Source organism: Devosia subaequoris (assembly GCF_014197055.1).
In the GTDB taxonomy this organism is placed as follows: Bacteria; Pseudomonadota; Alphaproteobacteria; order Rhizobiales; family Devosiaceae; genus Devosia; species Devosia subaequoris.
In genome coordinates this window covers 106,678-120,093 of the sequence record NZ_JACIEW010000001.1, presented here as the reverse complement: position 1 = coordinate 120,093, position 13,416 = coordinate 106,678, and the positions used below count along the sequence as shown (strand labels likewise).

Sequence of the window (13,416 nt, the reverse complement as noted above, 5' to 3'; positions counted from 1 at the left end):
GGATTAGCTTTCCGCAACTGCTAGCTCAAAGAGCGCGCAACATGGTGAAGGCGGATGCCGGTGTCAACGGGCAGCGCTGCAGCAGTCACTTTCACTTCATCGTACTAATGCGATAAAAGGCTTGCATCTCATCTTCCATACATGCACGGTTGGAGAGGCGCGTTCTGCGCCTTCGACAACACCAATATTGCTGTGTGAGACGCGCCCCGGCCCCCACCGGAGAAGGTACGCTGCCTGCAATTCTACAGGAGGAGAGATGACTATGGACTATCGCAAGCTTGGAAACAGTGGGGCCGTCGTCTCTCATCTCTGCCTGGGTACCATGACCTTCGGCGCTGAATCCGACGAAGCCACCGCCCACACCCTGATGGACAGATATGTCGAGGCCGGTGGCAATTTCCTCGATACCGCTGACGTATATTCTGCAGGTACCTCCGAAGAAATCGTCGGGCGCTGGCTCAAGACGAAAAAGCTGCGGGACCTGGTCATCGCCACCAAGGGCCGCTTTCCGATGGGTGACGGCCCCAACCATATTGGGCTGTCGCGCAAGCACCTGTCCGAAGCCCTCGAAGCGTCGCTGCGCCGGCTCGGGGTCGAGCAGATCGACCTCTACCAGATGCATGCATGGGACGCCCTGACGCCCATCGAGGAGACTCTGCGCTTTCTCGATGACGCTATCGGTGCGGGCAAGATCGCCTATTACGGTTTCTCCAATTTCCTTGGCTGGCAGCTCACCAAGGCTGTCTGGATCGCCAAACTTCACCGCTTTGCGCCTCCTGTAACCCTGCAGCCCCAATATAATTTGCTCGTTCGCGACATCGAGCACGAGATCGTCCCGGCCTGCCAGGACGCCAATATGGGTCTGCTACCCTGGTCTCCACTCGGTGGCGGCTGGCTCTCGGGAAAATACAAGCGCGACCAGATGCCCACCGGCATCAGTCGCCTCGGTGAAAACCCCAAGCGTGGCATGGAGGCCTATGAGGCCCGCAATGCTCAGTCGCGCACCTGGGACATCATCGGGGCCGTCGAAGACATCGCCAAGGCGCGCGGCGTCAGCATGGCGCAGGTTGCGCTCGCCTGGACAGCCGCACAGCCAGCAGTGACCTCGGTGATCTTGGGCGTCCGCACCGAACAGCAGCTCAACGACAATCTTGGCGCCGCGGACCTGACCCTGACCGCTGAGGAACTGGATCGCCTGAGCGCGGTCAGCAAGCCGGATATGGCAGACTATCCCTATGGGACCGGCGGCACTAACCAGCGCCACCGCAAGATCGAAGGCGGACGCTGAAGCTCGTCTACGGCCCCGCGCATCCATGCCGGGGCCGTATTCTCTCTTGCTTGAGGGACCGCAAAAGTGATGTCTATGCGGCCAATGACCGACATCGCTGCTGCCCTGATTCCCGATTTTGACCTGACCGCCCACAACACCCTGGCGCTGCGGGCCCGCTCGCGCTTCGGCTTGATGATTGACGAGCCCGAACTACTGCCGGCGCTTTTCGACTATGCCGCGACGCAGAACTTGCCGGTGCGGGTGCTTGGCGGGGGCAGCAATGTCGTGCTGGCGCCCGATTTCGACGGCATCACCGCCCTTCTCGCGCTGCGTGGCCGATCGATCATCGAGCAGAGCAGCGAAGCCATTATGGTCGAGGCCGCAGCAGGTGAAACCTGGCATGATTTCGTCCGCTGGACCGTACAGCAGGGGCTAGGTGGCCTTGAGAACCTCGCGCTCATTCCAGGCACGGTAGGCGCTGCACCGGTACAAAATATCGGCGCCTATGGAGCTGAACTGGCCGACATCTTCTGCTCCCTGACCGCCTATGACCGCGCATCTGGCACCACTGTGACCTTCGAAAAAGACGACTGTGCATTCGGCTATCGCGACAGTGCGTTTAAGCGGCAGCCAAACCGGTATGTCGTGCTTGCTGTCCGCTTCACCCTGCCCACATCCTGGGCACCCAATCTGGCGTTCGCCGGCCTCTCTGATCTCGCCGACACGAAAGAGATCAACCCGCAGGCAGTCATGCACCGTGTCATTGCGTTGCGCACCAGCAAGCTTCCGGACTGGCGGGTGACGCCCAATGCCGGCTCTTTCTTTCAGAACCCGGTCGTGACCACCGCCGAAGCCGCTCCTGTACTGGAAGAGTTCTCCTCAGCCCCCTGCTATCCACAGGCCAACAACCGGGTAAAACTCTCGGCGGGCTGGCTGATCGAGCATTCCGGCCTCAAGGGCCACCGCATGGGTCCGGTGGGCATATCCGAGCGTCACGCGCTGGTTCTGGTCAATCACGGCGGCGCGCAACAGGCCGACATTGCGGCCCTTGCCAACCATATCAAGCAGACAGTCCACGCCAGGTTCGGCATCGAACTGCACGAAGAACCGATCTTTCTCTAGCTATAGCGCAGCGCCACCAACTGCCCACTCGACCACTCGATCTGCCCACCAATATCGAGTTCGAGCAGCAGGATCTGCATCGCCTGCGGCGCGATGCCGGTTTGACCGATCAACTCATCGACATCCACCGGCGTCGTGCTCAGCGCCTGCAGCAATTTGCCCCGGTCATCCGGCGCCGGTTCACTCTGCTCGGCGGCCTCGTCCGGTCGCCATTCCGGTTCGAACAAGGCGTGGCGAGCCGGGTCGGCGCTGCTGACCACCTCGATGATATCCGCTGCACTGGTGACCAGTCGAGCGCCTTGCTGGATCAGCAGATTGCCCCCCTCAGCCCTTGGGTCGAGTGGCGAGCCGGGCACCGCAAAGACATCGCGATTCTGTTCCAGGGCCAGCCGGGCGGTGATCAGCGAGCCGGAGCGCTTCGCAGCCTCGACCACCACCACGCCCAGTGACAGACCCGAAACCAGCCGGTTACGCCTGGGAAAATCACGGGAACGAGGCTCCCAGCCGAGCGGCATCTCGGTTAGTAGCGCCCCGCCATTGTCGAGAATGTCGTGCGCTAGGGGAATATTCTCCTCGGGATAGATGCGATCGAAGCCCCCCGCGAGGACGGCGATCGTGCCTGACTCCAGACTGGCCCGATGTGCTGCCGTATCAACACCCCGCGCAAGTCCCGATACGACGCTGTAGCCGGCTATCCCGAGATCACCTGCCAGCATGCGGGTCATTCTCACCCCGGCGCTAGACGCATTCCGGGCGCCAACAATACCGACCGTGCGACGCCAATCGAGCCGCTCGCCACCGGCGAGGGTCAACAATGGCGGGGCACCTGAAATCTGCAACAGATGGTCGGGATAGCCCGGCTCGCCCTGCCCCACCAGCCGGGCGCCATAGCGATCGAGGCCTGCAATCTCGTCCTCGGCCCGCCCCTGGCTGATCGCCTGCATCGGGCGCCCGGCCTTGGCGCTGATCTCTGGGAGCGCCTCCAGTGCCGCCTCCGCCGATCCGAACCGGTTGAGCAACTGCCGGAAAGTCACCGGTCCGATATTTTCGGTGCGGATCAACCGCAACCAGGCGATGCGTTGAGCGGGCGTCAGTTCTCTGGTCACCCGCCCGGCCTGCATCAGCCCGCCTTCTTGTCGCCGCCAATGGTCGGCTCGGTCCCCTTGAGCAGCCTGGCGATATTTTCCCGGTGCTGGAAGAACAGCAACAGTGCCAACCCGGTAACCACTAGTGCCAACCGCTCACCATTGAATACATAGGCAAAGATTGGCGCCGTCGCTGCGGCCGTCAGTGCAGCCAGCGACGAGACTTTGCGGGTAAAGGCGATCAACAGCCATACCGCGCAGAAGATCAGCCCGGCGGGCCAGCTCAGCGCCAGCAGGGAGCCGATCATCACGGCCACACCTTTGCCGCCCTTGAAACCGATCCAGACAGGAAAGCAGTGGCCGAGGAAGGCGCCGAGCGCCGCAAACCGCGCAGCGTCTTCGCCCCAGTAATAGCGGGCGATAAGGATGGGAGCGACAGCCTTGAGCGCATCGAGCACCAGCGTCGCTGCCGCAATGGGGCGGTTACCGGTCCGCAGCACATTGGTCGCGCCGATATTGCCCGAACCGATGGAACGGATGTCGCCCATACCTGCCGCCCGGGTCAGGATCAGGCCAAACGGAATCGAGCCTGAGAGATAGCCCAGCACGAGTGCAAAGATCAGCGGCAATATTTCGGCGGGCATGAAACGACCCCTCCTCACGGCGTTGCGCCAAGGTCTAGCCTCTCAATGCCCGATGTCACAAGAGGGTGAACCGATTTGCGCACCACCGCGTGGCACGCCTGGTTTGGCAAAGCGGCGCCGATCCCCTACATAAGGGCCAGTTTTCAGAAACACTTCAGTCATGGCCAAATCCATAAAACCCAAGAACACCTCCGGTCCCAAACGCCCGCGGCTGCCCGTGGCCGAGCGGCTCCCCACGCGCGAGCAATTGCTCGAGGCCCTGGCTCAGGAAGACAATATCAAGGGCAAGCGCGATCTGGCCAAGGTCTTCGGCATTCGCGGCGACCTGCGACGACCCTTCAAGGCCATGCTGGCCGAGCTTGAAGGTGAAGGCGTTATCACGCGCACCCGCAAGGCGCTCCGCCGCACGGCCGCCCTGCCCCACGTTACCGTGCTCGATATTCCCGGCGACGCCGACCCCGATGACCTGCACGCCTTCCCGGCGCAGTGGAACCCGGACGAAGGCGAAATGCCGCGTGTCCGCGTGCTGGTTGGCCCGCATGCCCGCGTCGTTCCTGCCCCCGGTGACCGCATCCTGGCCCGGATCGATGCCGGAGAAGACGCTGTTCCTGACTACACCGCCAAGCCGATGAAGGTGCTCGACAAGCCGCGGCGCGCCCATATTGGCATCGTCCGCAAGGATGACGACGGCGCCCGGTTGATTCCGGTGGACCGCAAGCAGAAAGAGATGCGCATTGCCATGGGCGATCTTGGCGATGCTGCAGATGGGGATCTGGTGGAAGTGGAGGTGAAATTCTCCGGCCGCCTGATGATCCCGCGTGCCCGTGTCACCTCGGTTATCGGCAATCCGCATTCCGAAGGCGCAATCTCGCTGATCGCCATCCACAACCTCGAAATTCCCCATGTCTTTCCGCAAAGCGTGATCCGCGAGGCGGAAGAGGCCAAGGAAGCCACCCTCAAAGGTCGCGAAGATTGGCGCGAACTGCCGCTCATCACCATCGATCCGGCAGACGCAAAGGACCACGACGACGCGGTCCACGCCGCCCCGGACGATGACGAGAAAAACCAGGGTGGCTATATCGTTACAGTCGCCATCGCCGACGTAGCGGCCTATGTTCGCCCAGGCACCGCGCTGGATCGCGAAGCCTATCTGCGTGGCAATTCGGTCTATTTCCCGGACCGCGTGGTCCCCATGCTACCCGAGCGCATTTCCAACGAACTATGTTCGCTCAAGGAAGGCGTCCCCCGCGCGGCCCTCGCCGTACGCATGGTGCTCGGCGCTGACGGCCGCAAGAAGAGCCACAGCTTCCACCGCATTCTCATGCGCTCGGCCGCTAAGCTGTCCTACCAACAGGCCCAGGCGGCAATCGACGGCAATCCAGACGACCAGACAGGCCCATTGCTTGATCCCATCCTCAGGCCTCTGTGGGATGCCTATACGGCTATGGCCTCGGCCCGTGATCAGCGCGGCCCACTCGACCTCGACCTGCCGGAACGCAAGATCCTGCTCGATGAGAGGGGGCTGGTGCGAGACATTCACGTGCCCGAGCGCCTGGATGCGCACCGGCTTATCGAAGAGATGATGATTGCCGCCAATGTGGCGGCCGCCGAAACACTGGAGCAGAAACGCAGCGAACTCCTCTATCGCGTGCACGACGAGCCTTCCTCCGAAAAACTCCAGGCTCTGCGCGAATTTCTGGGTAGCCTCGATATTGCCGTCAAGAAATCGGACAGCGTGCGCGCATCCGACTTCAACGGTATTCTCCATCAGGCGCGCAAGGCTGGGAATATCGAGCAAGTCAGTGAGATGGTGCTGCGCAGCCAGGCGCAGGCCGAGTACTCAGCCGAGAATTACGGGCATTTTGGTCTCAATCTCGACCGCTACGCCCATTTCACTTCGCCTATCCGCCGCTATGCCGACTTGATCGTTCACCGCGCCCTGGTAAGCGCCTTGGGTCTGGGTGATGACGGCCTGACCGACCAGGAAGCGAGCAAGCTCACTGGCATCGGCCAGCACATTTCGGCCACTGAGCGCCGCGCCATGCTGGCCGAGCGTGAAACCTCCGACCGCCTCCTCGCCCAGTTTCTCGCGGAACGCATCGGCGCCCGTTTCATGGGCCGGGTCTCAGGCATCACGCGCTCGGGCCTCTTTATTCGCCTGCTTGAAACCGGCGCAGACGGCTTCATCCCGGCTTCGACTCTCGGCCAGGACTACTACCGCTTTGTCCAGGAGCGCCAGGCCATGATTGGCGAGCGCACAGGCGAAACCTTTACCCTGGGGGACCGGGTGGAAGTGCGTCTGCTTGAGGCTGCGCCGGTAGCTGGAGCGCTTCGTTTCGAGCTATTGTCCGAAGGCAAGCGCGGCAATCCGCCATCTGGCAAGCGCATGAGAAAAGGCCCACCAAAGAGCTTCGGCCCCAAAGGTCGGAGAAAGAGGTGACTGATGACTGATCAGACCCGTGTTCTCGACGAGCGCAGCGTGCCTAACGCCATGTGGCGCGGCACCCTGTGCCGCTGCCCCCATTGTGGGCAGGGCAAGATGTTCCGCGCCTATCTCAAGACGGCCGCGCAATGCGATGTTTGCGGCGAGGAGCTCAGCCACCATCGCGCCGACGATTTTCCACCCTACATCGCCATCACCATTGTGGGCCACATCATCATCTTCCTGATGCTGCACCTGGACATGACCTATCATGTCCAGCCCATCACCTATGTGGTGACCATGGTGCCGCTGGCCATTGTCTTGCCGCTGGCCATGCTGCCCTCAATCAAGGGGGCCATTATTGGTCTGCAATGGGCCAATCGCATGTACGGATTCGGCACTGGACAGCGCGACTAAGCGAACTGCGAGCCTGGCTTGGCCTTGACCAGATGCTTGGGCCGGAAACGCAATGCCGACCATTCCGCGTCGATTGCGATCTGTCGAACGGGGCGCCATCCTGCTTCAGCGAGTGGTTCCCAACCGACGTCCCGACTCAAACCCGACGCGCGCCCGGCGGTTCCCTTACGATATGCGACCCACACTAGTCCTGTTTCCGCCATGCCCTCCAGAATTCGGTCGCTCAACACTTTCACTTCCTCCGACGAATCGAAGAATGCCAGAACGCCGTCATGCGGTTCGCCTCCCGAAACGAGTTCCACCTCCGCCCCGGCACTCAGTTCCTCGGCTATGTCGCGTGGAACATTCACCAGCCATAGGCGATAACCCGACTGCACCTGCAATTTGCTCAGCAGCGACCTTGGTTCACTCATTCCTACCTCCGCTCTATCCAATCACTTGACAACGGCTAGCAAATCCGTAGTTTGCGCCCAAATTCCGGCGCTGCCCCGCTGCAGCGCCTTTCGCTTTGTGAAGGACTTCAGAAATGGCCAAGGCCGCCACCATCAAGATCAAGCTCGTCTCGACGGCCGATACCGGCTTTTTCTACGTCACCAAGAAGAACGCGCGTACCCAGACCGAGAAGCTCTCGTTCAAGAAGTACGACCCGGTTGTGCGCAAGCATGTCGAGTTCAAGGAAGCCAAGATCAAGTAATCTTGCTTCCTGTTTGAAATGAACAAACCCCCGCAAGCGATTGCGGGGGTTTTGCTTTGTATGCAGCGTCCGCATCCCCATCCCTCGCACAAGCGCCTTTGGGCCAATGCATAACGAATGGCGCGCCACCGCGTCCACTGATGACTTGCACAATGCGTCTCACTCTGGAGGAAGAGTGGCTGGTCCGGAGCGGCATGTCGAAGAGGCCACTCTGTCCGCGTCCGGACCAACCGCCCTACGGAACTCAGGAGTTGCGGCGGACCTGAGATGGACCGTAGGGAGCGAGCGGCATTGGGATATCTCCCAAGACCGTCTGATGAGAACCTAGTCCCAACCCGATAAAAGGCCAAGCGAATCCCGCACCGGAACTGCATCAACCGGTTGTTAATTATAACAAATAACCCTAATAGCGGGCAGTTTAGCTAACTGCCGTCACGCCGCGTCGAATATGACCCGGTTCCGGCCCTCGCGCTTGGCCCGGTACAGCGCCACATCGGCCCGTTTGACGAGGGTCTCCGGCGTATCAGCCTGGCTTTCCTTGAGAGCCACACCGGCAGAAACTGTAACCGAAAGCGGACGGGCAGGCCCAACATCGAATGGTTTTTCCACCATTGACTGGCGCACCCGTTCAGCAACCGCTTCGGCCTGCCCCGTATCCGTGTCGGGCATCAGAACCACGAACTCTTCGCCACCAAACCGGCAGGCCAGGTCCACACCGCGAATATTGCGCTTGAGACGGGCGGCGAATTCGCGCAGCACCGCATCACCCACATCGTGACCGTGGTTGTCGTTCACTGCCTTGAAGTGGTCGATGTCCAGGATCATCAGGGCGATGTCCCGATCCTGCTCCTGTGCCTTGTGGAGCATCACATTGAGGTGGCGGTCGAAATAGCGTCGATTATAAAGACCGGTCAGTTCATCTGTGACGGCCAGGGCCATGGTGTTGTTGACGCTCTCGCGCAGTTCCATCGCGTAGCGGTGTCGGCGAATTTGGGTCCGCACCCGCGCCTGCAGTTCATTTCGCTCCACAGGACGGCTGATATAGTCATTGACACCCAGGTCGAGCGCCCGAACCACGCGCGGCTTGTCGGCTACGTCGGCCATCAGGATAATCGGCAGATTCCGCGCGTGCTCCACGGTACGAATTTGAGAGCTGACCCGCAGCGGATCGAAGCTATCCAGACTCATGCTGACCAGCGCCAGCTCGTATCCACCCCCGGCCACCTGAAACACCGCGTCTGCCGGTTCGGTCAGAATATCCACCTTGTGATCCGGGGTGAGATAGCCCTGGATGCGTTCAGCGTGCCGCCTGTCGGTATCGATAATCAGGACCGAACCTTCGCTGGCCGAAATGCTGTCCATAGCGCGCAGCGCGTCTTCAATAGCGATTTGCTGCCCGGTCAGCGCGCGCGCGCGCAGTTCATCGGTCAGCGATTTCAGTCGCACCAGACTTTTGACCCGCGCCATGAGCTGGGTGTCGTCCACCGGCTTGGTCAGGAAATCGTCGGCGCCCGCTTCGAGCCCCTGAACTCGGTCCGAGGACTGGTCGAGCGCCGTGATCATCAGGACGGGCAAATGATGTGTCTTGGGATTGGCCTTGAGACGACGGCAGACTTCGAACCCGTCCATTTCCGGCATCATCACGTCCAGCAGGACAATGTCGACATCCTGGCTATCGCAGATATCAAGCGCCTGGGCGCCGGAACTGGCGGTCAAAACCTCATAGTATTCCGCACTCAACCGCGCCTCGAGCAGGCGAACATTGGTTGGAATATCGTCGACGATAAGAACACGCGCGGTCACTGCACTACCCCGGATTTAAACGGCCTGCCAGCAGTCCCGGCTGGCCTCAAGCTCGCCGCGACCGGCCATCCATCCCATGGCGCCGATCAGGCGGGACCAATGTAGTGCGCAATGGTTTCCAGAAAGTGAGACACCGAGATCGGTTTGGAAATGTAACCCTCGCAGCCGCCCTGCAAGATGCGTTCCTCATCGCCCTTCATCGCAAAGGCCGTCACGGCCACCACAGGAATATGGGCGAGCGCGTCGTCATCCTTGAGCCATTTGGTGACCACCAACCCCGAGACTTCCGGCAGTTGGATATCCATCAGGATCAGGTCCGGCATATGCGCCCGGGCAAGATCCAGGGCCTCCATGCCATTGCGCGTCTGGATCACCGCATATCCGCGCGATTCCAGCAGATCGTTGAAGAGCTTCATGTTCAGCTCGTTGTCTTCTACGATCATCACAGTCTTGGGCATTCTACCTCGCTTGGGCACCGCAGGGCGCCCGGGCCGGAAAACTCTGGTCGGCCGTCAGGCAGACCTTCGCAATCACCTGCAAACTGGGCTAGCATTCAAACTCTAACAAAACACCAAGTGAGACCGCCTCGTGCCAGCAACCGACCGCTCCGCGCTCAATATTTCTGCCCTGGCGGACATGTGCCTGGGATACCTTGCGGAAAATCCGGAAGAACTGCTTGGTTTCATGCAGCATGCCGGTCTCACTCCCGACGCCTTGCGCGCCGCCATTGGATCGGATCGGCTGCAACACGGCCTTATTGACTATTTTGCCTCAAATGAACCGATTCTACTCGCCCTATGCGCAAACTCCGGCATCACGCCTGAACAGTTCATGCGCGTCTGGTATCGCCTGAATAGAGTTGAATAACATGGCAACCGATTGGTTTTGCCGCGATTGCCTGCAGGCGGGTTCCTCACCGGCCGTCCCGAGCCGCTGCCCGGCGTGCGGCTCGCCGCGCTTGCGCAACCATGAAGAACTCTTTGACCTCTCGATTGCTCATGTTGACTGCGACGCCTTCTACGCCTCCGTGGAAAAACGCGACGCCCCCTCGCTGCGCGACAAGCCACTGATCATCGGCGGCGGCCAACGTGGCGTCGTCTCCACCTGCTGCTATATCGCCCGCCAATCGGGTGTGCGCTCGGCCATGCCCATGTTCAAGGCGCTCGAGCTTTGTCCCGACGCGGTCGTGGTCAAACCCAATATGGCGAAATATGTCGATGTCAGCCGCCAGATCAGGCGGCACATGGATACGTTGACGCCATTGGTCGAGCCGATATCCATCGACGAAGCGTTTCTTGACTTGACCGGAACCGAGCGCGTGCACAAGGCTCCCCCTGCCCTCAGTCTGGCCCGCTTTGTCCGGACCATCGAGCAGGAAATCGGCGTCACAATCTCAGTGGGCCTCAGCCACAACAAGTTCCTCGCGAAAATCGCCTCCGATCTCGACAAACCCCGAGGCTTTGCCGTCATCGGTGCTGCCGAAACGCTGGAGTTCCTTGCCCCGAAGCCCATCAACCTGATCTTCGGCGTTGGTAAGGTGTTTTACGAGACCCTCAAAAAGGACGGCTACCACACCATAGGCCAGCTTCAGGACGAAGACCCCGTACGCCTCATCCGGCTCTATGGAGAATCTGGCGCCCGGCTGGCGCGGCTGGCGCAGGGTCAGGATGTTCGGCGCGTTTCCACCGAAGGGGACATTAAGACGGTGTCCTCAGAGACTACCTTTTTCCGCGATCTGGCTGGGCTTGAAGAGTTGTCCACCCAATTGCTGCAATGTTCGGAGCGCCTGTCCGAGCGCCTCAAGGCAAAGGGTCTCGTCGGCGACACGGTCACAATCAAGCTCAAGACAGCCGGATTTAAGTTGCGCACACGCGCTCGACACCTGATGATGCCAACACAGCTTGCCAATGTTCTCTACGAGACAGGCACGAGCCTACTGACGCGGGAGGTGGACGGCACGCCGTTTCGCCTCATCGGCATCGGGGTTTCGGGCTTGGCCCCAGCAGACGGATCAGACCCCGGCGACTTGCTGGAACCCCAGGTTGCAAGAAAAGCTGCCGCCGAGCGGGCCATGGATAAGGTTCGCACCAGATTTGGGCGTACCGCCGTTGTTCGCGGCAAGCTATATAGCACTAGGGCCACGACTCCTCTGGGCCCGATATCCGAAGAAGAAGCAGACGACCTCGAAGGCAAGACCAAATGACCGACCCGATCGAAAAGCTCCGCGAATATGGCTATGAGCTGCCCGCACCCAAGGCACCAGTGGCCAGTTATGTGCCCGTCAATCGTAGCGGCAACCTGCTCTATGTTTCCGGCCAGCTCTCCAGCAACGAGAATGGCGTAGTGCAGGGCCTCCTGGGTGACAACATGAACGTCGTTCAGGGTGGCAATGCCGCCGAACTGTGCGCCGTCAACATTCTGGCCCAGATTGAGCACACGGCCGGCGTACCACTGCACGAGATCAAGAAGATCGTGAAGCTGACGGTCCTTGTGGCCTCGACTTCCGACTTTTTCGAACAGCATCTGGTGGCCAATGGCGCCTCCGACCTTCTGGTTAACGTGTTGGGCGACAAGGGCAAGCACGCCCGTGCTGCATTCGGCGTAGCTGCTCTTCCCATGGGCGCAGCCGTCGAGATCGAGGCAGTCGTCGAGGTTTAGCACCATTGCCCCGGTTGCGACCGGGGCACCGTCTCCCCATATCGCTCAGACACGTTCCAAGGCCTGCCAACGAAGTGTCCGAAACCCAATACACTGCCACTATCCATCCCAGCACCGCATCCATTCCAGCTTCGGTGTGGAACGGTATGGCGCCCGCCACCGATGGCGCAGTCGACAATCCGTTTCTTGATCACGCCTTCTTCCTGGCACTTGAGGAGTCCGGCTGCGCCACCGGCCAGACCGGCTGGCAGGCCCAGCACATCCTGCTCACCGACGGAACGAACACACCAGTCGGCCTCCTACCGCTATTCCTGAAATCGCACTCCATGGGCGAATATGTCTTCGACCATGGCTGGGCCAATGCGCTCGAGCGGGCCGGCGGCCATTACTATCCGAAACTGCAGGGCTCGGTGCCATTTACACCGGCGACCGCCCCGAAGCTGCTGGTGCCCTCACATAGTCTGGAAGCACAGGCCGCGCTCCTTTCAACGGCCCAGCAATTGGCCGGACGGCATGACGCATCCTCGGTTCATCTCACCTTCGTGCCAGAACTGGAGGCCGAGCTGGCGGGGTCACTCGATTGGCTGCGCCGCGTTGATACCCAGTTTCATTGGCACAATCGGAACTACGGAAGTTTCGAGGAATTCCTCGAAACCCTTTCGTCCCGCAAGCGCAAGACCATCCGCCGGGAGCGCCGAGATGCGCTGGCCGATGGCCTGGAAGTTCGCTGGCTTTCGGGCAGCGATCTGCAGGAGCATCACTGGGATGCTTTCTATGCCTTCTATGAAGACACCGGCGCCCGCAAATGGGGCCGCCCTTATCTCAATCGCACGTTCTTTTCTCTGCTCGGCCAGTACATGGCCGATCGCGTTGTGCTGATGCTGGCCTACGAAGGCGACACCCCGATTGCCGGTGCCATCAACTTCCGTGGCGAGGACACGCTTTATGGCCGCAACTGGGGCGCCACCCGCGACGTGCCGTTCCTGCATTTCGAAGTCTGCTACTATCAGGCCATCGACTATGCCATTGCCCACAAGCTGGCCGTTGTCGAAGCTGGTGCGCAGGGCGAACACAAGCTGGCGCGCGGCTACGAACCCGTATTGACCCACTCAATTCACTGGATTGCTCATCCGGGTCTCAGGAACGCCGTTGCTCACTATCTCGATGACGAGCGTCCAGCCATTGAACAGCAGCAGGAACTGCTTGAGGGCTTCACGCCGTTCCGTAAGGGCGAGCGCCAGGAGCGATAGTCTTCAGCCATTCTCGGCCTTGACCCGCATGCCAATCCCTTGCCATGCCTA

The 13,416-nt window shown here is 60.8% G+C and carries 14 protein-coding genes; 9 read left to right on the top strand and 5 right to left on the bottom strand.

All coding sequences use genetic code 11. The features are described from left to right. Positions 1 to 262: 262 nt before the first annotated feature. Both GGR20_RS00605 and murB read left to right on the top strand, forming a co-directional pair. The gene (locus tag GGR20_RS00605) at positions 263 to 1,288 is read left to right on the top strand and encodes an aldo/keto reductase (RefSeq protein WP_183309313.1); all 1,026 of its coding nucleotides are present in this window, start codon (positions 263 to 265) and stop codon (positions 1,286 to 1,288) included. Positions 1,289 to 1,357: 69 nt separating this feature from the next. Next, positions 1,358 to 2,392: a UDP-N-acetylmuramate dehydrogenase gene (murB, locus tag GGR20_RS00600; RefSeq protein WP_246349349.1), complete on the top strand. Its 1,035-nt coding sequence runs from the start codon at positions 1,358 to 1,360 to the stop codon at positions 2,390 to 2,392. Here murB and dprA read toward each other — a convergent pair. Together dprA and plsY are read right to left on the bottom strand one after the other, a co-directional pair. Beyond that, positions 2,389 to 3,513 carry a DNA-processing protein DprA gene (gene dprA, locus GGR20_RS00595; RefSeq protein WP_183309312.1) on the bottom strand — a complete coding sequence of 375 codons (1,125 nt, stop codon included), beginning with the start codon at positions 3,511 to 3,513 and terminating at the stop codon, positions 2,389 to 2,391. The two genes, murB and dprA, sit on opposite strands and share 4 nt — an antisense overlap. After that, a complete protein-coding gene (gene plsY / locus GGR20_RS00590) occupies positions 3,513 to 4,121 on the bottom strand; it encodes a glycerol-3-phosphate 1-O-acyltransferase PlsY (RefSeq protein ID WP_183309311.1) in 609 nt (202 codons plus the stop codon). The genes dprA and plsY overlap by 1 nt, the downstream gene beginning before the upstream one ends. A 160-nt stretch (positions 4,122 to 4,281) precedes the next feature. Here plsY and rnr point away from each other — a divergent pair, with 160 nt between their 5' ends. Next, positions 4,282 to 6,561 carry a ribonuclease R gene (gene rnr, locus GGR20_RS00585; RefSeq protein WP_183309310.1) on the top strand — a complete coding sequence of 760 codons (2,280 nt, stop codon included), beginning with the start codon at positions 4,282 to 4,284 and terminating at the stop codon, positions 6,559 to 6,561. Between the two features lie 3 nt (positions 6,562 to 6,564). Next, the gene (locus GGR20_RS00580; protein WP_183309309.1) at positions 6,565 to 6,960 is read left to right on the top strand and encodes a DUF983 domain-containing protein; all 396 of its coding nucleotides are present in this window, start codon (positions 6,565 to 6,567) and stop codon (positions 6,958 to 6,960) included. On the opposite strand, the gene GGR20_RS00575 is transcribed toward GGR20_RS00580, so the two are convergent. Then, a complete protein-coding gene (locus tag GGR20_RS00575) occupies positions 6,957 to 7,373 on the bottom strand; it encodes a hypothetical protein (protein WP_183309308.1) in 417 nt (138 codons plus the stop codon). The genes GGR20_RS00580 and GGR20_RS00575 overlap by 4 nt on opposite strands. Positions 7,374 to 7,486: 113 nt before the next feature. On the opposite strand from GGR20_RS00575, the gene rpmG reads away from it, so the two are divergent. Beyond that, complete coding sequence (gene rpmG, locus GGR20_RS00570) at positions 7,487 to 7,654, top strand: 50S ribosomal protein L33 (protein WP_183309307.1); 168 nt, start codon at positions 7,487 to 7,489, stop codon at positions 7,652 to 7,654. 432 nt (positions 7,655 to 8,086) lie between these two features. Here rpmG and GGR20_RS00565 read toward each other — a convergent pair whose 3' ends face one another. Together GGR20_RS00565 and GGR20_RS00560 are read right to left on the bottom strand one after the other, a co-directional pair. Further along, positions 8,087 to 9,457: a PleD family two-component system response regulator gene (locus GGR20_RS00565; RefSeq protein WP_183309306.1), complete on the bottom strand. Its 1,371-nt coding sequence runs from the start codon at positions 9,455 to 9,457 to the stop codon at positions 8,087 to 8,089. Positions 9,458 to 9,543: 86 nt separating this feature from the next. After that, positions 9,544 to 9,915 (bottom strand): response regulator, encoded by a 372-nt coding sequence (locus GGR20_RS00560; protein ID WP_183309305.1) that lies wholly within the window; start codon positions 9,913 to 9,915, stop codon positions 9,544 to 9,546. A 130-nt stretch (positions 9,916 to 10,045) separates the two neighbouring features. On the opposite strand from GGR20_RS00560, the gene GGR20_RS00555 reads away from it, so the two are divergent. The 4 genes from GGR20_RS00555 to GGR20_RS00540 all read left to right on the top strand — a co-directional run bounded on the left by GGR20_RS00555 (position 10,046) and on the right by GGR20_RS00540 (position 13,365). Continuing rightward, the gene (locus GGR20_RS00555) at positions 10,046 to 10,324 is read left to right on the top strand and encodes a DUF3572 family protein (protein ID WP_183309304.1); all 279 of its coding nucleotides are present in this window, start codon (positions 10,046 to 10,048) and stop codon (positions 10,322 to 10,324) included. 1 nt (position 10,325) lies between these two features. Then, entirely contained in the window at positions 10,326 to 11,660 is a 1,335-nt protein-coding gene (locus GGR20_RS00550; protein ID WP_183309303.1) for a DNA polymerase IV, read from the top strand. Then, on the top strand, positions 11,657 to 12,115 hold the full coding sequence (locus tag GGR20_RS00545; protein ID WP_157289211.1) for a RidA family protein: 459 nt from the start codon (positions 11,657 to 11,659) through the stop codon (positions 12,113 to 12,115). The genes GGR20_RS00550 and GGR20_RS00545 overlap by 4 nt, the downstream gene beginning before the upstream one ends. Before the next feature lie 74 nt (positions 12,116 to 12,189). Further along, entirely contained in the window at positions 12,190 to 13,365 is a 1,176-nt protein-coding gene (locus GGR20_RS00540; RefSeq protein WP_253560057.1) for a GNAT family N-acetyltransferase, read from the top strand. Positions 13,366 to 13,416 lie beyond the last annotated feature (51 nt).